This is a genomic window from Bacteroides acidifaciens (genome assembly GCF_024623065.1).
GTDB lineage: Bacteria > Bacteroidota > Bacteroidia > Bacteroidales > Bacteroidaceae > Bacteroides > Bacteroides acidifaciens.
In genome coordinates this window covers 1-18,182 of record NZ_JANJZR010000082.1, presented here as the reverse complement: position 1 = coordinate 18,182, position 18,182 = coordinate 1, and the positions used below count along the sequence as shown (strand labels likewise).

The following is an 18,182-nucleotide window of genomic DNA, read 5'->3' as shown; positions in this document are numbered from 1 at the left end:
AGACTATGTGACGAATAAAAACTGGTCGGTAAAGCCTATCTAACATAATCTCAGGAAAATTTAAACAGGCTCTTATTTATGCAGTTTATTTTCTGGTTCGTTATTTTCTAACTAGCTATTTCCCAACAGAATATTAAAAATAGAACATTGATAGGTTTATATTATCATTTCGAATTCTGCTTTGCTTACTTGGTATATTTCAATACCGCCTTCACCGGAAAATGGTCTGAAGGAATGCGTGCTTCATACTTTCCGGTGGCTTCGTTTTTAATTCGGTAAGTATCTGTCAGCACTCCGTACTTCTCAACAGCGAAGTTTTTAGTAACGAAGATATGGTCGATACGGTTGGGAGTATATGTGTTCGGATTCCATCCCGCACATGTTCCATTAGTTGCATATCTCAGTTGCGCGACCTCATAAGAGTCTGATAATATTCCGGATTCATGAAGTACTTGATAGCTTTCGCTGGTCTGGTCTACATTGAAATCTCCAGTGAGTATGACGGGGTCTTTGCCACACATCTCTTTAATCTTGCTGATAACCAGCTTGGCACTTTCGCGACGTGCCACTACTCCGATATGGTCCATGTGCAGGTTAAAGAACCAGAATCTGAACTTGCCTGTAATATCCTTGAATTCTCCCCATGTACAGATGCGGGTATAGGCTGCATCCCATCCTTTATTCGGCTTCGAGGTATCTTCCGATAACCAAAAATTCCCGGATTTGAGTAGCTTGAATTTATCCTTCCGGTAGAAGATAGGCGCATATTCCCCTTTCGTTTTCCCGTCATCCCGTCCTACGCCTATATAGCTGTATTGCGGCAAGGCATTCAACATATCTTCCAGTTGGTTATGTTTCACTTCCTGCGCCCCGAATATATCGAAGTCATGAAAGGTGATTAACCGGGTGAGTACCGGGCAACGCTGTTCCCAGCCGTTTCCGGCTTTGGCATCGTTCGGGTTACTGTTTCGTACATTATAAGAAGCGACATTCAGTTGCTGCGCATTCAGTATTGACACACCGCAGAGCGCCAATACAATAAAAAGTTTTCTCATTGTTTTTTATTGTTAGATGGTTATTAAGTATCCTTTTCTTCTGTCTGTCCGCTCCTATATTCTTTGGGAGAAGTGTTGTATAACTTGGCAAACTCCCGGTAGAAATAAGACTTGTTTGAGAAGCCCGATTTATACATAATCTCGGTAACGGTAAGTTTGGTGGTCTTTAATAGTCCCGCTGCATATTCCAGGCGGATGGTACGGACAAATTCGCTTGGTGTCTTTTCCGTCAATTCTTTGAGTTTACGGTACAATCCCGCTTTGCTTACTCCTATAAAGTCTGCGAGAGAATCCGGGTTTATGGATTCGTCGTCAATATTATCTTCAATGAATTTGATAATCTTGTCCAGTAACAGCTCATCCTCTTTATGCATGGTGATTCCATCCCTTACGATGAGAGAGGAACGGCCGGATTTGAAATACTCTTTCATCAGAGAGTATTTATTAATCATATTCTCTACCGCGCTCAGTACATGTCTCGGATGGAAAGGTTTGGGGATATATAAGTCCGTTCCATGATTGTAAGCGTTAATCTGGTCTTCGATGGAGTTCTTGGCGGAGATATGGATAATCGGAATGTGGGCAGTTCGCTCGTTGGCTTTCAATATATCCGTCAGAGTGATGCCGTCCAGCCTGGGCATCAATACATCGCTGATAATAATATCCGGCTGTTTCTGTTCTACCTCTTTCAGCGCCTCTTCCCCGTCGGCTGCTTCCCGAACCTGGTAGTAAGGAAGCAGGATATCTTTCAGAAGTTCGCGGATATTCTTTTCATCTTCTACAATCAATATACTAATTTCCTTTTGTTTAGGGACAAAAAGCATTTCATCGGCTTCTGCCTCTTCTTCTGCCGGCTGACTTTCTTTTCCGGGATTCATGTGCATGGACGGTAGAGACACATTGAATTCTACATACTCTCCCAATACACTTCCTACGGTGATTTCTCCACCCAATAACTCCGTCAAGCTCTTGGTCAGATTCAGGCCGACTCCAGTGCTTCCCGCATGTTTCAGGTTACTGCTTTCGAAAATCTTGAACCTGCTGAATATTTCACTCATTTGTTTCTCTGTCAGTCCCTTGCCCGAGTTGCGGATTCGGAAATACAATGTCCCGTCAGTAACATTCTCCCGTATTTCAGCACGGATATATCCGCCGGACGGCGTATATTTGAATGCGTTGGAAAGCAAATTGAATATTATTTTTTCCAGTGCATTCCGGTCTGTTGTAAAGGATGATACTTCTTTGCTTTTGAAGCTGAAGTCTATCTTGTTTTCTTCGGCAATTTCGGTATAGTTGTCCGATACATAGTCGACGAGCAACTGAATATCCACTTTTTCAGCATAGATAGCCGTATGTCCTGCTTCTGCTTTCCGGAACTCCATCAGTTCGTTGATAAGCCTCTGCATCCGGTCGGCATTGTTCTTGATGATGTAGATATATCTTTTTGTATAACTGTCGAGGTCCGCCTTTTCCAGCAAGTGCTGTGCCGGGCCGTATATCAGTGTCAACGGAGTGAAAAACTCGTGTGCCACATTCGTGAAGAAGTTCAACTTCGATTCATGGATACGTTGCTGATTCTGTTTCTCGATATGTTCCAGTAGAATCTGACGGTTCAGCCGGATTCGATTCTTGATGACGGATTGCGTGATATAGATAGCAATGGCAATCAGGATAAAATAAATAATAAAAGCTGTAGTACTGAGCCACCAGGGGTAAGCGATGTCCAAATTGAGGGAATAGATTTCGTTGCTCCATACCCGGTCGCCATTGGTGCATTTTACTTCCAGTTTATATTTTCCCGGCGGCAGTTTGGTGATAACGATATTCGGGTTATTCTCATTGTAAATCCATTCGTCGGCAAAGTCGATAATGCGGTAGCTGAACTCACAATTCTCATTGTTGATAAAATCATGTGCGGCAAATCCCAAAGTAATATAAGGCTCGTCATAGTCCAATCGGAGTGTATGGTTACGGATACGTTCGTAGATATTCTGGCTTGTATTGTTTATCTTCAGGCTGTTCAGGCTTAATGATGCGATATGTTCCCGTAAGCGTATCTTGTTCTCGTCGAAATAGTTCAACCCGCTGACTCCGCCGAAATACAGCCATCCGGCTTTGTCCTTAAAAATAGCCCCATCAGAAAATTCGTCGTTTTGCAGCCCGTTTCTTGAGGAATAATTGGTAATTTTTCCCGAGGGCAAGTCGATAAAGGAGATACCTTGATTGGTGCTTGCCCAAATATTCCCGTTCTCATCTTTCAGGATGCCGTGAATCGTATTATTGGGCAATCCGTTATTATCCGTATATTCAATGATGGAAGGCGGTATGGCTGTCGGGAACAATCGGTTAAGACCATAACTGGTACCTATCCAGATACTGGCAGAATCTCCTTTAGTCAGATAAATCACGTCATTGTTAGTCAGGGACAAGCCGGGGTCTATCTCACTCATCTGCCGGAAACGTTCGGACGCGATATCGAACTTATTAATTCCGCCCCCTCGCGTGCCTAGCCAAAGTTCATTCTCATCGTATCCAGCGATAACCGAATAAATAATATTATTACTTGGCGAAGAAGGGCCGGGAGATTTATATTGTTTCATGTCCGTTACTCTATAACTTTTTCCTTCCCTTTGCAGGTTCAGCTTGATAAGTCCGTAACCGGAAGTCCCCAACCATAAAAGTGAATCGTTATGGGTGAACAAGATACTGTACACTGCCCTGAAAGCAGAATATTCAGCAGGAATACCCAGTTTTTTCACCTGGCTGCCATTGAGTGGAATATAATTGATACCCGCCCCTTCGGTTCCGATGAATATATCCCCGGACATATTTTTGCGGATAGTATAAACGGAGTTGGAGATTAACCCGTTGCCCGTTGAAAGATAGGGGGTGACTCCCCGTTCCTGCTTGTCGAGCAGCAGGATACCTTCTCCTTTTGTTCCTACGAGTATATTGCCATTGTCTTCCTCACAAAAACAGCGGACAGGATAATTCGTTTTTACGGTATGGAAAGGCGAACTGTGTTCATAGACTTCCAATATCCCTTGTCCGTCCGTACCTACCCAAAGGATATTCTGCGAGCCGATATAAATAGTGAAAATGGAAGCTTTCTCCGGCAATTGGAGTAATTCCGTTGAAGTCCCATTTTCAAGATTATATCTGATGCATCCCCCCTCGATAAAGCTGATAAGGAGATATTCACCGTGGCAGATAGCTTGTGATACAGTCTTGTTCTTCGGAATATTTATACTGTCCAATATACGGTTATCTTGTGAAACAGTCAGCGTCCTGTCATCGTTAATGATAAGGCAGTCCTGGGAAAGATAAATATTGGAAACGGGGGCACAGTGCCTGATTTCTTCTTTAAACGAGAGTTCGGGACAGGAGTTGCGGACAGTCAGTTGATAATGCAATAATTGTCCATGTCCTGTGAGAAAGAATATCCGGTCTTTGGAATCAATGACGAAGTTCCTGATGTCATCGGGCAGGTCATTCTTCAAGGAAACAAACTCCTGTTTCCGGTCATCGAAACAGAATAGACCCTGCTCTTTCACATAACAGATAATATGCTTGCCGGAAGTGATACCCAGCAGAAATGACTTCTCCTGTTTCGGCGGATTATTCTGTGTACCTAAATAATAAGGAGTAAACTGTTGGGTAGAACGTTTCCACCGGTTCACCCCATAGTCCGTAGATACCCACAGGATAGAGTCGCTCTGCTCGATAATCTGCCAGATGACATTATTGCTGATAGACCCTGCATCCTTTTTATTATAAGAATAGGTTTTGAAGCTACGACCGTTATATGCATTTAATCCGTCCCATGTCCCTACCCAAAGCGTATGTTCCGAATCTTCAAGGAAACAATTCACCGAATTATTGGATAATCCATCCGCATTGGAAATCTGTTTTACTACATTCTGCGAATGTAATAAAGCAGGCATCAGGCATGAATAAATAAGGATGCAGATGTAACGGAAATATGAGTGTTTTCGTAGAATCATGTCGCAAAGATAGAGAGGAAAAATAAGAAAACAAAGATAAAAATATGCTGTACAACACCTGTATACCCTTTTGAGAATATAGTACACTCTTCCCGTCGCTGCGTGGGGTAGCTTTGCCACGAGAAATAAAAACAACACCTATTTAATGATTAGAAAATGGATATTGCAAAACGATTTCATCAGAACCCATTATTGAAACCATCTGATTTACAACCGGGAATAGAAGGTATGGAAATCACCTGTTTCCTGAATCCCGGCGTATTCCGCTTCGACGGAAAAACCTGGTTATTACTGCGGGTAGCCGAACGCCCCGTACAGAAACAGGGAGTGATTAGTTTCCCCGTATATAATAAGGAAGGGAAGATAGAAGTGCTTTCTTTCGACGAAAATGACCCGGAACTGGACGCTTCCGACCCTCGTGTGATAGGATATGCGGGACAGAATTATCTGACTACCATGTCTTATCTCCGGTTGGTATCGAGCGAGGACGGCATCCATTTTAAGGAAGAACCGGATTATCCGCCTATTTTCGGCAAAGGGGCATTAGAGGCTTTCGGCATCGAGGACTGCCGGGTGGCGACTACAGCCGACGGCTATTACCTGACGTTTACCGAAGTCTCTTCCGTTGCCGTCGGTGTAGGGCTGATTCATACCCGTGACTGGAAGAATTACACTCGTCACGGCATGATTTTTCCCCCTCATAATAAAGACTGTGCCTTGTTTGAAGAGAAGATAAACGGCAAATATTTCGCCTTGCATCGCCCGAGCAGTCCCGAACTGGGCGGCAACTATATCTGGCTTGCCGAATCACCCGACCGGTTGCACTGGGGCAACCACCGTTGCGTTGCGACCACTCGTCCCGATAGTTGGGATTGTGCCCGTGTGGGCGCAGGTGCCGCGCCTATCCGTACAGAGGAAGGCTGGCTGGAGATTTATCATGGTGCAGACTATCAGAACCGCTATTGCCTGGGAGCCCTTCTGCTTGACTTGAACGACCCCTCAAAGGTAATCGCCCGAAGCAAAGCTCCTATAATGGAACCGACTGCTCCCTACGAGCAAACCGGATTCTTCGGGAATGTGGTCTTCACGAACGGGCATCTGGTAGAAAGGGATACGGTGACTGTTTACTACGGTGCGAGTGATGAAGTAATCTGCGGAGCGGAGTTCTCCATAGGGGAGATTCTTCGTTCATTAAAGTCATGACATATATAAAGGTATAGAATGAATAAATTGAAAAGAGAATATCAATTCTTCAAACAGCAGACTCCCAATGTACGTGTACTGTTGATGACTAACCTGCTCTATGCGTTTGTGCTTCCTGTGGTGGAGATATTTGTAGGCGCTTATGTGATGCGCCACACGAGCGAGCCTGTTTCCGTAGCTTTCTATCAACTTTTTATGTATATCGGCATCATTGCGACCTCTTTTGTCAACGGCTTCCTGTTGCGGCATGTCAGCGTGAAAGTACTGTATGCAGGTGGGATATTAGTTAGCGGGCTGTCGATGTTTGCCATGATGCTGGTAAAGTCATTGGGCTTTGTAGAGTTAGGCATAGCAGGTTTTGTCCTTGGAGCCGCATCGGGTTTCTTTTGGACCAACCGCTATCTATTGACTCTCAACAACACGACCGATAGTAGCCGGAACTACTTTTTCGGACTGGAATCTTTCTTTTTCTCCATCACTTCGATAACTGTTCCTTTATTGATTGGTGCATTCATCAGCCAGATAGATGGCAAAGAAATCATGGGATGCCTGATTGATATAAATGGTGCCTACCGTTTGGTCACAGTCGGAGTCATAGTAGTGACCCTGTTTGCCGTAGCTGTCTTGTGGCGTGGTAAGTTTGCCAATCCGGTACAGAAGAACTTTCTGTATTTCCGGTTCTGTACACTGTGGAAGAAAATGCTGTTGCTGGCTTCCCTGAAAGGAATGGTACAGGGATTCCTGGTGACTGCCCCCGCCATCCTGGTTCTGAAACTGGTCGGTGATGAAGGGACATTAGGCTTGATACAGGGAATTAGCGGTACGCTGACGGCTATACTGGTCTATGTACTGGGGCGTATTGCCAAACCCGAAGACCGCCCGAAGATATTTATTGCCGGGTTACTCGTCTTTTTTATCGGTACTCTGTTCAACGGAGTCTTGTTTTCAGCCACCGGAGTGATTATCTTTGTCCTCTGTAAGGTAATCTTTCAGCCCTTGTTTGACTTGCCTTACTATCCCATTATGATGCAAACCATCGACGCAGTAGTTAAAATCGAGAAAAGAAATGAATACACTTATATTTTAAGCCACGAATTCGGACTATTCCTGGGGCGTGCTTTCGGGCTCATCCTTTTTATGGCACTTGCCTTTGCCATATCACAGGATTTTGCATTGAAGTACGCATTGATACTGGTAGGAGCCTTGCAGTTGATAGCCTATCCGTTGGCTCAGAACATCATCAAACAGAACCAAACGGTGCGCTAATATTTCAAAACCATTAAGCTGCCATTGCAAACGGATGAATTATTATGTTGTACAGCACCTATATACCCTTTTGAGAATATAGTACACTCTATTTTCTGCGGGGTACGATAGTTTTGCCGGCAGAAAAACGATGAACGACCGATTCGGGAAAACTAAAAAAACGACGTATGATAAAACTAAAATCTGTAATCTATTTAATCAGTATGATGACATTAGCCGGATGCTCCGGGCAGAAACAAGCATCCGTAGCTGTCGAAGAACAGAGCGACCAATGGGTACTCGGTCCTTTTGTCCGTCCGGAAGGGGTGAATCCGGTGATTTCTCCGCAACCGACTACTTTTCAATGTCCGATGCGCAAGCAGCCGGTAAGATGGGAAGAGAGTGACACTTTCAATCCAGCGGCAACTGTCAAAGACGGGAAGATTGTGGTACTCTACCGTGCGGAAGACAATTCGGCGCAAGGTATTGGAAAGAGAACGTCCCGTATTGGCTATGCGGAAAGTACGGACGGAGTGATGATGAGCCGGTCGGACGCACCGGTATTGTGTCCTTCCGAAGACGAATTTAAAGAAATAGAATGGGAAGGTGGTTGCGAAGACCCGCGTGTGGCAATGACGGAAGACGGATTGTACGTCATGCTTTATACAGCCTGGAACCGCAATCTTCCCCGCTTGGCGGTGGCTACTTCCAGAGACTTGAAAAACTGGACGAAGCACGGACTTGCTTTTGCGAAAGCATACAACGGGCGTTTTGCCAATATAGCAAGCAAATCAGCTTCTATTGTCACCGGAGTGAAAGATGGCAGGCTGGTCATTGAGAAAGTAGACGGCAAATACTTTATGTACTGGGGAGAGAATGCGGTATGTGCCGCAACTTCCGATAATCTGACCGACTGGACTCCGGTACTCAACGAAAACAACGAACTAAGGGAGATAGCCAAACCCCGCAACGGGTATTTCGACAGCCGCCTGACTGAGTGTGGGCCACCAGCTATCAAAACCGTGAACGGTATTGTGTTATTATACAATGGCAAGAACGGATACAAGGAAGAAAGGGACTCGGCATACCCCGCAGGCGCTTATTGTGCAGGGCAGTTCCTGTTTGACGCCAACGACCCTTATAAGGTACTCGACCGCCTGGATAAACCTTTCTTTGTGCCCGAAGCCGCTTTCGAGAAGAGCGGTCAGTACAAGGACGGAACAGTGTTTATCGAAGGATTGGCTTACTTTAAAAACAAATTATATCTCTATTATGGCTGTGCCGATTCGCAGGTTGCAGTAGCGATATGTGATGATAATATAGATTCGAAACTTAAAACACATAACTAATTTAATCTATGAAACATGCTTGTAAAATGAACACGGTTGTCTTAAAGGCGTTCAATGACCGGCTGAAGATAGCTACTGTTTCAGCTTTAATGGCAGGGACTTTCCTGTGTGTACCGTTTACGATATATGCGGAAAGCCCTTCGGTATCGGGTATCGAACAGACCGTTCGGAATATCACGGTGAAAGGTGTGGTTGTTGATGCCGGCGGAGAACCGGTTATCGGGGCTTCGGTGCAACTGAAAGGTGCTGCCGGTGTGGGGACGATTACCGATGTGGACGGTAAGTTTACCTTGCCGGTTCCCGCTAATGGAGTGTTACAGATTTCCTATATAGGATATAAAACAACAGAAGTGCGGGTGAACGGACAAGCCGGACTGAAAGTAACTTTGCAGGAAGATACCGAGACGCTGGATGAGGTAGTGGTGGTGGGTTACGGCATTCAGAAGAAGGCTTCTGTGACCGGTTCGGTGGCTGTCATCTCTTCGGACAAGTTGATGGAAGTAAAAGCTCCCAGTGTGACGAATATGCTCGCCGGACGTTTGCCGGGTTTGCGTGCCGTACAGCGTAGCGGCAGTCCCGGTGATGATGGAGCTTCCGTTGATATTCGCGGATATGGAAGCATGCTGGTGATTGTAGACGGTATCGAGCGTGATTATACGCAGCTCGACCCGAATGATATCGAGTCCATTTCTATCCTGAAAGATGCCGCCGCAGCGGTCTACGGTTTCAAAGGTTCAAACGGTGTTCTGCTGGTTACTACCAAGAAAGGGACGGAACAGAAGGTCAAGATAGAATATAACGGCTATGTAGGCTTTCAGAAAGTGACCCGCTATCCGGAGATGATGAATGCTTATGAGTACGCTTCTCTTTACAATGAAGCGATTCACAATGCCAACCCGTGGCGCGGAGCTTCCGCTTACTCACAAGAACAACTGGAAGCCTACCGGAACGGTACGGCAGGTACAGACTGGTGGAATGAAACGATGCGTAGCACCGCTCCTCAGACTTCACACAACTTGAGTCTGACAGGCGGTACGGAGAAAGTGAAATATTATATGTCTATCGGATATATGGACCAGGGCGGTATCATCCGTTCGGGCGACTGGAATTACCAACGTTACAACGTCCGTTCCAACCTGAGCGTGGAAGTGGCTAAAGGACTGAACGTGGAACTGCGTTTGAGCGGGCGCTTCGACAACCGCAAAAAGCCTTACAATGGCGACAACCTGTTCCGTTCGGCACAAATGGCTATCCCGACTTACTCCATGTATGCCAATGACAACCCGGATTATTGGGGAGCCGTAGGAGATATGGCGAACCCCGTGCATGTTTCCGATTCGGACGACAGTGGTTATGAAGACCGCCTGCGTCGCGAATTTAACAGCTCGTTGGCTATCACCTGGCAACTTCCCTGGGTGAAAGGACTGATGGCGAAAGCATTGGTTGCCTACGACTATACGAACAAGGAATGGAAAACGTGGCGGAAAGACCTCTCGGAATATACGTATGATTATGCGAATGAAGAGTATATAGAGAAAGTGGTTAATACCGCGCATTTGGAATCGAAACTGGAAAACTATGACAAACCGACCTATCAGTTCTCTATGAACTACAACAATACGTTCGCCAGGAAGCATAACATCGGTGCCATGCTCGTATGGGAAATGTATAATGACAAGAAGAACTGGGTGACCGGGACACGTGACTTTGCTATCGGGCTGATTCCTGACCTGGACTATGGGGATAAGACGAACCAGGAAGCTTCCGGTAAGACACAGGAAACAGCTCATGCCGGCTTGGTGGGACGTCTGAACTATGATTTCTCTAACCGTTATCTGGTGGAATTCAATTTCCGCTATGACGGAACCTATAAATTCCGTGCAGGTAATCGTTGGGGATTCTTTCCGGGTGTTTCATTGGGATGGCGTGTTTCCGAAGAGGCTTTTTTCAAGAAACTGTTGCCCGATATGGATAATCTGAAAATCCGTGCTTCGTACGCCAAAGTGGGAGATGAAGGAGATTTCGATGCGTTCCAGTATCTGGATGGATATACGTCTCACGGAAGCTATATCATGGGCAGCAACGGAGTGACTTCGGGCATGACTACGGTAGGTATGGCAAATCCGTGGCTGACTTGGTATGAATCGAAGATTATGAACATCGGCTTTGAGGCGTCTTACCACAGGGGACTGATTTCTGTGGAGTTCGACTGGTTCCGCAGAAACCGTTCCGGTCTGCCTGCCACCCGTGTAGGCTCATTGCCTACTATCTTCGGTGAATCAATGCCGCAGGAGAACCTGAATTCTGATATTAACACCGGATTCGAGATTGTAGTCGGGCATAAAAACCGGATTGGCAATTTTAATTATAATGTGTCGGCCAACTTCTCTACTACCCGGATTAAGTATGATTATGTAGAGCGGGCGGCTTCCACCAATATGTATGATGATTGGCGTAATAACACCAACGGGCGTTACAAGGATATCCGCTGGGGAAAGAAAGTAATCGGGCAGTTTACTTCTTTCGAGGAAATTTTGAACTCACCGGTTCAGGATAAGGACGGTAACCGTTCGCTGATGCCGGGTGATTTGAAATTCGAAGACTACAATGGTGACGGTATTATTGATGATAACGATACGCAACCACTCGGACACGGTGCCACACCCCGTATGTACTATGGCTTGAATATGTCCGGAGAATACAAAGGATTCGACCTGACTGTCTTCTTCCAGGGAGCTGCCGGACACGATATTTATGTCAGCGGGGATATTCTCGACCCGTTTATCCAGCAAGGTTTAGGTAATGGGCTGGCTATCATGACCGACCGCTGGCACCGGGAAGATCCGACCGACCCTTATAGCAAATGGATTCCGGGATATATGCCTGCCGCACGCGTGGCAGGTGTCGCCGATAACCGTTCCAGTAACTCGTGGTCATTGCACAACGCAAGTTACCTGCGCCTGAAAACCTTGGAACTGGGATACACGCTTCCTAAAGTCTTGACAAAAAAGGCGGCTATCGACCGGGTGCGTTTCTATATCAACTGCAACAATCTGCTGACTTTCACCAAGCGTGACGGACTGATGAAGAACGTCGACCCCGAAAGCAATTCCAGCGGAATACGCTATTATCCGCAGATGAAGACGTATAACTTTGGCGTAAATGTAACCTTCTAAAACCAGTAAAGACAATGAATAGGAATTATCTGAAATATATATTGATAGGCGGGGCATCCATCTTCGTATGGACGGGATGCGATGATTATCTGAACCGTGAGAGTACCAGCGGTGTCAACACACCGGATTTGATTTGGCAAAATCCGAAAGCAATCACAGCCGTATTGGCGGATATGTATGACTCGGGACTGAAACTGGATGAGTTCGACGACTGGTATGGAAGCAAGAAGGCGAACCTGGCGAATCAGACCAGCCTTTCGGATGAGGCTACCGCCAGTTATCAGAAAGAGAGCGCATTCGACAAGTCGAACTCTACTTATTCTTATGGCGACTATGTATTCAACGACGACATGGTGACCCGCTACAAGCAAATCCGCATTGTAAACAACTTCCTGCTGAATATTGAGAAAACTTCCGTATTGAGTGAGGATGAGAAAGAAGAACTCGGTGCAGAAGCCCGCTTCATCCGTGCTATGCAGTACTTTGGACTGGTGAAACGTTATGGGGGCGTTCCTTTGCAGACTGTTCCGCAAGAATATACCGCAGGAAATACGGAAGCTCTTTACCAGGCTCGTGATACGGAAGCCGCGACCTATGATTTCATTATCAATGAATGTAAAGCTATCTATGAATCATTGCCGGAAGTACGCAGCAGTGATGCCAAATACCGCGCAAATCGTGGAACGGTGCTTGCCTTGTGGTCACGTGCCGCACTGTATGCCGGTACTATCGCTAAGTATTCCAAAACGCTGACTCTGACAGGCGAAGCTGTTTCCAAAGGATATGTTTATATTCCGGAGACAGAAGCGGAACGTTACTTTGACGAATGTTACACTGCTTCATCGAAGATTCTGGATGAAATGGTTCCCCGTGTGTATAGCTTGTATAAATCGACCAGTATGGAACCGGAAGAGCTGGCGCAAAACTTTTACAATCTCTTCTCCAAAGCAGTGAATGGGGATAACGGAGAATATATTTTCCAGAAACAGTATAATGTGGCTGCCGGTAAAGGACATATGTGGGATAAACTGAATGTTCCTTTCTCTTATCGTGGCGACGGTTGGGGATGCGGCATGTCTCCGGTACTGGAAATGGTAGAGGAATTTGAATATATTGACGGTACGGAAGGGAAGCTGAAGATGAAAGACAGCGGTGGAAAAGCTATCAGCTATGATAGCCCGTATGATATCTTTAAGAATAAAGACCCTCGTTTATTAGGTTCGGTTTACCTGCCCGGTGCTGATTATAAAGGATACGGCGGCGGTAAAATCGAATGGATACGCGGTGTCATCAACGGACAGGATGGGATAGGAACCAAGTATGAAGCTTCCGCCCAACCGGATAAGGAGAACAAAGTTGTAATAGACGGACAGACTTATAATACTTCGGGAAAAGACGGTGGCTCATTAAGTGTAGGTGACGCCAGCAAGACGGGTTTCTATCAGCGTAAATTCCTGGATGAAAGTCTGACGGACTATACGGACATCGACGCAAAACGTTCTTCTACTCCCTGGGTGGTTTTCCGTCTGGCAGAAATCTATCTGAATCGTGCAGAGGCTTGCATGGAATTGAATCAGCACCTGGACGTGGCATTGAAAGATATCAATGAGATTCGCGGCAGGGCAGGCATCAAACTATTGACTGCCGGTAACTTGACGCTGGATAAAGTGCGCCATGAACGGAAAGTGGAACTTGCTTTTGAGAAGCATCGTTACTGGGATTTGAAACGTTGGCGCCTGGCTCATCTGGATGTAAGCAAAGGTGGTTTGACCAATTTCCGCGGCACGGCTCTCTGTCCGTATTACAATGTTAAGAGTGGCAAGTACACCTTTGAAACCGGTGTGCCCGAAAAGAGAAAGCGTCTTTTCCTTGAAAAGAACTACTATACGGTGTTCCGTGCCGAGGACTTGAGTACGAATCCGTTGATGGTACAGAATCCGGGGTACGGTAATTGATACGTCCAATTGTAAGTTTAAAGAAGAAACGATATGAATAAAATAATAAACATAGGATTGACTGCATTATTCGCCTGTTTCGTGGCGGCATGCGAAAATGACATCGATAATTATGATGCACCGAACGGTGGCGTGTATGGCACTATCTATGATAAGGAAACGAATGAACCGGTTCCTATGCCTGTGCCGGGAAGTAGCGGTGTGATGATGAGTTTGTACGAGCAGAATACGGGGGCTACCGCCTCTGTTGATTTCCGTGCCCGCCAGGATGGAACGTTTGAGCATACGAAGGTGTTCAATGGCAGCTATCGTATTCAGGCAAAGGATGGCCCTTTTGTCGGGGTATGTGAGGGGTATGTCACCGTGAACGGACAAACGCAGGTTGATTTGTACACAATCCCGTTCTCGCGTATCAGCCTTGATGTGGCTGTATCGGCTGATAATAAGCTGACACTGACCTATGATGCGAAAACATCGAACGAGACATTGCAACTGACGGATGTTTCCGTGATATGGAATTATGCTCCGGGAGTGGATGTGAACAATGCAAACCATGCCACCCTCTCTTCACTGGGGACAAAGGCCAGTGGTACGCACGTCATCGACCTGATGAGTGATACTGAATTTATAGAGAATCATTATAAGATTGTTTCCAACAAGAACAGGGTGTATGTACGTGTTGCGGCTACGGTGACAGCAGAAAGCAAACCGTACGTGAACTACAGCCGGGTAGTGGAAGTAACTGTGAATGATATAAGATAAACGATAAAAAAGAAGGTAACAATGAAACATAAATTCTATTTATTACTGGTACTGTTGGTGGGCGGTTTGTTTGCCGGTTGCAGTTCGGACGATGACGGTGTGACCCCGCCGGACGAAAAGGACGGGGTATTGGTAAAAGTCATGTCTTACAATATATATAGCGGGCAGAAAGCTTATTCCGGGAAAAAGGGAATGGAAGCGATTGCCCAAGTGATTAAAAAGATAAATCCGGACTTGGCAGGTTTGCAGGAGTTTGAGACGAAGACTAACAAGGTGGAGAAAGCGGATATTATCGCCCTGATGAAAGAAGTGACCGGAATGCCTTATGCTTTCTTTGTCAAAACCCGTGATGTGGACGGCGGCGAGTATGGAAACCTGATTCTCTCGAAGTATCCGATAAGTGATGAAGTGAATTATGATTTGCCGAGAATAGAGACAGTGGAAGATGTCTACCCGCGTTCGATGGGAGTAGTGAAAACAGAAAAAGATGGAAAGGGTTTCTATTTCGGAGTGACGCACTTGTCTCATGTGGGCAACGAAACTAATCGTATCAACCAGACTACAACGATTATCGAAAAGACAAAGGGCTTGGATAAGCCGATGATATTGACTGGCGATTTCAATGCTTTAGCCGACTCCGGCCCGATGAAGATATTGTATGAGCGTTTTGAAATCGGTTGCCTGAACGGGAACTATGGACTGACAACGGGAACGCCCGTTCCGGTGAAAGCGATTGATTTCGTATTGTACACTCCGGATGACGGAATGTCTCCGAAAGCCTATGATGTGTATTATGATGCTTATGTAGAATCAGACCACTTTCCGGTGGTAGCTACGTTCAGTATAAACGATTAACCTAAAAAGACAGAAACATGAAAACATTGATACATCATTTGAAACGGTTTTCTATCTATTCTCTGATGTTTGCGTCAATCTGCTTTGTCGCTTGCGAGGATGAGAACCGGCAGGATATGACACCTGAAATCGGAGAGGGCGAAGCTACTCCCAAAATCACTATGTACACGCCGACAGCCGGCGGGAAGTCTACAAGCCTGACTTTATACGGTACACATTTCGGTACGGATTTGGAACATATCCGCGTGACAGTCAACGGGGTGGATGCCGAAGTGACGGGTGCGTTGGGGAATATTATTACTGCCAATGTGCAGAGGGGTTCCGGCTCCGGTCCGGTGAAAGTATACCTCGGTCAGGGAGAAGCTATGCAGGAACTGACATATAAAACGGAGTTTGAGTATTCTCAGTCTCCTATTGTAAGTACTTATATCGGCAGTTATGTTCCTGCCGCAAAAACGGAGAAGAAAGAGGGGACCCTCATGGAAGCGGTTCTTTGGAAACCGGGTTCTATTGCTTTCGACAAGGAAGGTGCTTTATATATTGTGGAAGATGATGACCGTGATATCCGTATCGCGAAAAATAATCAGGTCGCTACTTTCTTACGCGGTGATGGAACGGGTGGAACTGTATTCAGAATGATGAATATCGCTTTCTCATTGGATGGCAATACTTTATTCTTATCCAATGATGCCAATGCTTCGGGCAATGCACATATTGCAACGATGCTATGGAACAAGGATACGCATCAGTATGATGCTGCTAATCTGTCTGCAATATGGTCAATCACTCCTTCTTTGGGGAATGGCGTCACTAATGTAGGTGTGCATCCTGTCACGGGAGAGGTTTTCTCCGTGGCTCATGGAAACGCCATGATTTACAAATATGACCCGGAGCAGAATACGATGGTGGCAACTGGCATGCAACTTCCCGATGCAGCAGGTAAAAATGCGTCGAAAGTGAAAATCCGCTGTATCCTTTTTGACAAGGCAGGGACTACCGTGTATATGAGTTCACAGGAAAAAGATGTGATTTATAAAGGAGATTATGATATGTCGACAGGCGAATTTTCTAATCTCCATGTTTGGGTAGGGCAGTACGAGAAAGCAGGTTTTACAGAAGGTCAGGGAAATGAAGCCAAACTGGAAGAGCCTTGCCAGATGGATTTGGATGAAGAAGGAAATATTTATGTAGCAGTCCGTAAAAAGCATCGTATAGCGAAAATTACCCCTGACGGTATGTTGACAAACTACACCGGTACAGGCACTTCCGGTACGACAGACGGCCCGTTGGATAAAGCGCAATTCAACCATCCGGAAGGTGTACAGTTCGGTCCGGACGGAGCATTGTATATTTCAGATTATTGGAATCATAAGATTCGTAAGATAGAAAAGGATTAATTTTGTATCAGGTAGGAAAGATTGTTTTTCAAGATAACATTCACTTATTAATTGGTCATATATGAATTTTAGAATATGCATTTCATTGTTTCTATTGTGTTGTTTGTTACAACCCTCAACGGCACAGCAACCTGTGACAAAACCGAAAGAGGTCACAGTAAAAGCCATGACTTACAACACGTATAGCGGTCGTAAACAAGGAATTGATAAGATAGCCGAAGTCATTAAGAAAGAGAACCCGGATATCGTTTCACTCCAGGAAATAGAAAGAAACACGGAGATTAACCCTTGGGATACTCCGAAAAAACTGTCGGAACTAACGGGAATGAAATATTATTATTTTGCCCATGCGCTCGATATTCCGACTGGCGGAGATTACGGAAATGTGATTCTTTCCAAATATCCGGTTTCCGAGGAAAAGAGTTTTAAGTTGAGTGTACTGAAAGAAGGTGATTATGTCCGTTCTTTCGGCTATGTAAAAGTCGCGAAGGAAGGCAAGGAATTCTATTTCGCTACGACGCATCTGGACCATAAATACGAAGATGCTGCCCGTCTGAAACAGATTGATGAGATTCTCGCGTGCGTGGAGCAATTGGATAAACCTGTTATCTTGGGGGGAGATTTGAATTCCCGTCGTGGTTCTGCTACCATGGCTGCTTTTCAAAAGTATTTCACCGTAAATTGTTTGAGTGATGGTGCCCCATGGACAGTGCCCGTGCCAAGTCCGGCTTACGCATGTGACTGGTTGATTTATACGCCAAACGAGGCTTTTACGGTGAAGGCGTATAATGTTTGTTATTGGGCGGATAAGGAATCAGACCATTATCCGGTAGTGGCTACTTATCTTATCAAATAAGATTAATTGTCCGACCGCTATCAATTAGTCTTTCGTATGTATCAAACTAACCCTTCAATCGAATAACTTTATTCGTCTGACAACTGTTAGACGAAAAAGCGACAACTGTTAGACGATTAATTTTGTGCATACACTTAATTAAGTATATTCTTTGTTTATCTTAAATATGTCCGTATTCGAATTCCGGGATATTGCCTTTCGCGGACATTTTAGCAAAATCAATCAGATTGGCCAAGTGGCGGAGTACCATATTTATATCTTTATGTTCACCAACGAGATATGCCCATACAAGAGCCATGCAGACCATCGCGACAAGTCTTGCGAT

General features: G+C 45.5%; 11 protein-coding genes. 9 read left to right on the top strand and 2 right to left on the bottom strand.

Features of this window, described 5'->3' with window-relative positions; translation table 11 throughout:
• Positions 1 to 185: 185 nt before the first annotated feature.
• On the bottom strand, positions 186 to 1,055 hold the full coding sequence (locus NSB03_RS17220) for an endonuclease/exonuclease/phosphatase family protein (protein ID WP_008646795.1): 870 nt from the start codon (positions 1,053 to 1,055) through the stop codon (positions 186 to 188).
• Positions 1,056 to 1,078: 23 nt separating this feature from the next.
• Complete coding sequence (locus NSB03_RS17215; protein ID WP_024988321.1) at positions 1,079 to 5,059, bottom strand: hybrid sensor histidine kinase/response regulator transcription factor; 3,981 nt, start codon at positions 5,057 to 5,059, stop codon at positions 1,079 to 1,081.
• Positions 5,060 to 5,215: 156 nt separating this feature from the next.
• Here NSB03_RS17215 and NSB03_RS17210 point away from each other — a divergent pair, with 156 nt between their 5' ends.
• The 9 genes from NSB03_RS17210 to NSB03_RS17170 all read left to right on the top strand — a co-directional run bounded on the left by NSB03_RS17210 (position 5,216) and on the right by NSB03_RS17170 (position 17,857).
• Positions 5,216 to 6,262 (top strand): glycoside hydrolase family 130 protein, encoded by a 1,047-nt coding sequence (locus tag NSB03_RS17210; RefSeq protein WP_024988322.1) that lies wholly within the window; start codon positions 5,216 to 5,218, stop codon positions 6,260 to 6,262.
• Between the two features lie 18 nt (positions 6,263 to 6,280).
• Positions 6,281 to 7,528, top strand: coding sequence for an MFS transporter (locus tag NSB03_RS17205; RefSeq protein WP_024988323.1), 1,248 nt, complete (start codon positions 6,281 to 6,283; stop codon positions 7,526 to 7,528).
• Positions 7,529 to 7,695: 167 nt separating this feature from the next.
• Positions 7,696 to 8,856, top strand: coding sequence for a beta-1,2-mannosidase (locus NSB03_RS17200; RefSeq protein ID WP_257466531.1), 1,161 nt, complete (start codon positions 7,696 to 7,698; stop codon positions 8,854 to 8,856).
• Between the two features lie 8 nt (positions 8,857 to 8,864).
• On the top strand, positions 8,865 to 12,032 hold the full coding sequence (locus NSB03_RS17195) for a SusC/RagA family TonB-linked outer membrane protein (RefSeq protein ID WP_306816297.1): 3,168 nt from the start codon (positions 8,865 to 8,867) through the stop codon (positions 12,030 to 12,032).
• 14 nt (positions 12,033 to 12,046) lie between these two features.
• The gene (locus NSB03_RS17190; protein WP_024988325.1) at positions 12,047 to 13,987 is read left to right on the top strand and encodes a RagB/SusD family nutrient uptake outer membrane protein; all 1,941 of its coding nucleotides are present in this window, start codon (positions 12,047 to 12,049) and stop codon (positions 13,985 to 13,987) included.
• Positions 13,988 to 14,020: 33 nt separating this feature from the next.
• Entirely contained in the window at positions 14,021 to 14,749 is a 729-nt protein-coding gene (locus NSB03_RS17185) for a DUF3823 domain-containing protein (RefSeq protein ID WP_135036631.1), read from the top strand.
• Positions 14,750 to 14,770: 21 nt separating this feature from the next.
• Positions 14,771 to 15,604: an endonuclease/exonuclease/phosphatase family protein gene (locus tag NSB03_RS17180; protein ID WP_008646783.1), complete on the top strand. Its 834-nt coding sequence runs from the start codon at positions 14,771 to 14,773 to the stop codon at positions 15,602 to 15,604.
• A gap of 17 nt (positions 15,605 to 15,621) precedes the next feature.
• Positions 15,622 to 17,001 (top strand): SMP-30/gluconolactonase/LRE family protein, encoded by a 1,380-nt coding sequence (locus NSB03_RS17175; protein WP_008646781.1) that lies wholly within the window; start codon positions 15,622 to 15,624, stop codon positions 16,999 to 17,001.
• A 61-nt stretch (positions 17,002 to 17,062) separates the two neighbouring features.
• Positions 17,063 to 17,857 (top strand): endonuclease/exonuclease/phosphatase family protein, encoded by a 795-nt coding sequence (locus NSB03_RS17170; RefSeq protein WP_024988328.1) that lies wholly within the window; start codon positions 17,063 to 17,065, stop codon positions 17,855 to 17,857.
• The last annotated feature ends 325 nt before the right edge of the window (positions 17,858 to 18,182 follow it).

Bases quoted from the DNA above. Each gene is read 5' to 3' on its own strand.
- NSB03_RS17220 (WP_008646795.1), bottom strand. From the start codon at position 1,055: ATGAGAAAACTTTTTATTGTATTGGCGCTCTGCGGTGTGTCAATACTG.
- NSB03_RS17215 (WP_024988321.1), bottom strand. From the start codon at position 5,059: ATGATTCTACGAAAACACTCATATTTCCGTTACATCTGCATCCTTATT.
- NSB03_RS17210 (WP_024988322.1), top strand. From the start codon at position 5,216: ATGGATATTGCAAAACGATTTCATCAGAACCCATTATTGAAACCATCT.
- NSB03_RS17205 (WP_024988323.1), top strand. From the start codon at position 6,281: ATGAATAAATTGAAAAGAGAATATCAATTCTTCAAACAGCAGACTCCC.
- NSB03_RS17200 (WP_257466531.1), top strand. From the start codon at position 7,696: ATGATAAAACTAAAATCTGTAATCTATTTAATCAGTATGATGACATTA.
- NSB03_RS17195 (WP_306816297.1), top strand. From the start codon at position 8,865: ATGAAACATGCTTGTAAAATGAACACGGTTGTCTTAAAGGCGTTCAAT.
- NSB03_RS17190 (WP_024988325.1), top strand. From the start codon at position 12,047: ATGAATAGGAATTATCTGAAATATATATTGATAGGCGGGGCATCCATC.
- NSB03_RS17185 (WP_135036631.1), top strand. From the start codon at position 14,021: ATGAATAAAATAATAAACATAGGATTGACTGCATTATTCGCCTGTTTC.
- NSB03_RS17180 (WP_008646783.1), top strand. From the start codon at position 14,771: ATGAAACATAAATTCTATTTATTACTGGTACTGTTGGTGGGCGGTTTG.
- NSB03_RS17175 (WP_008646781.1), top strand. From the start codon at position 15,622: ATGAAAACATTGATACATCATTTGAAACGGTTTTCTATCTATTCTCTG.
- NSB03_RS17170 (WP_024988328.1), top strand. From the start codon at position 17,063: ATGAATTTTAGAATATGCATTTCATTGTTTCTATTGTGTTGTTTGTTA.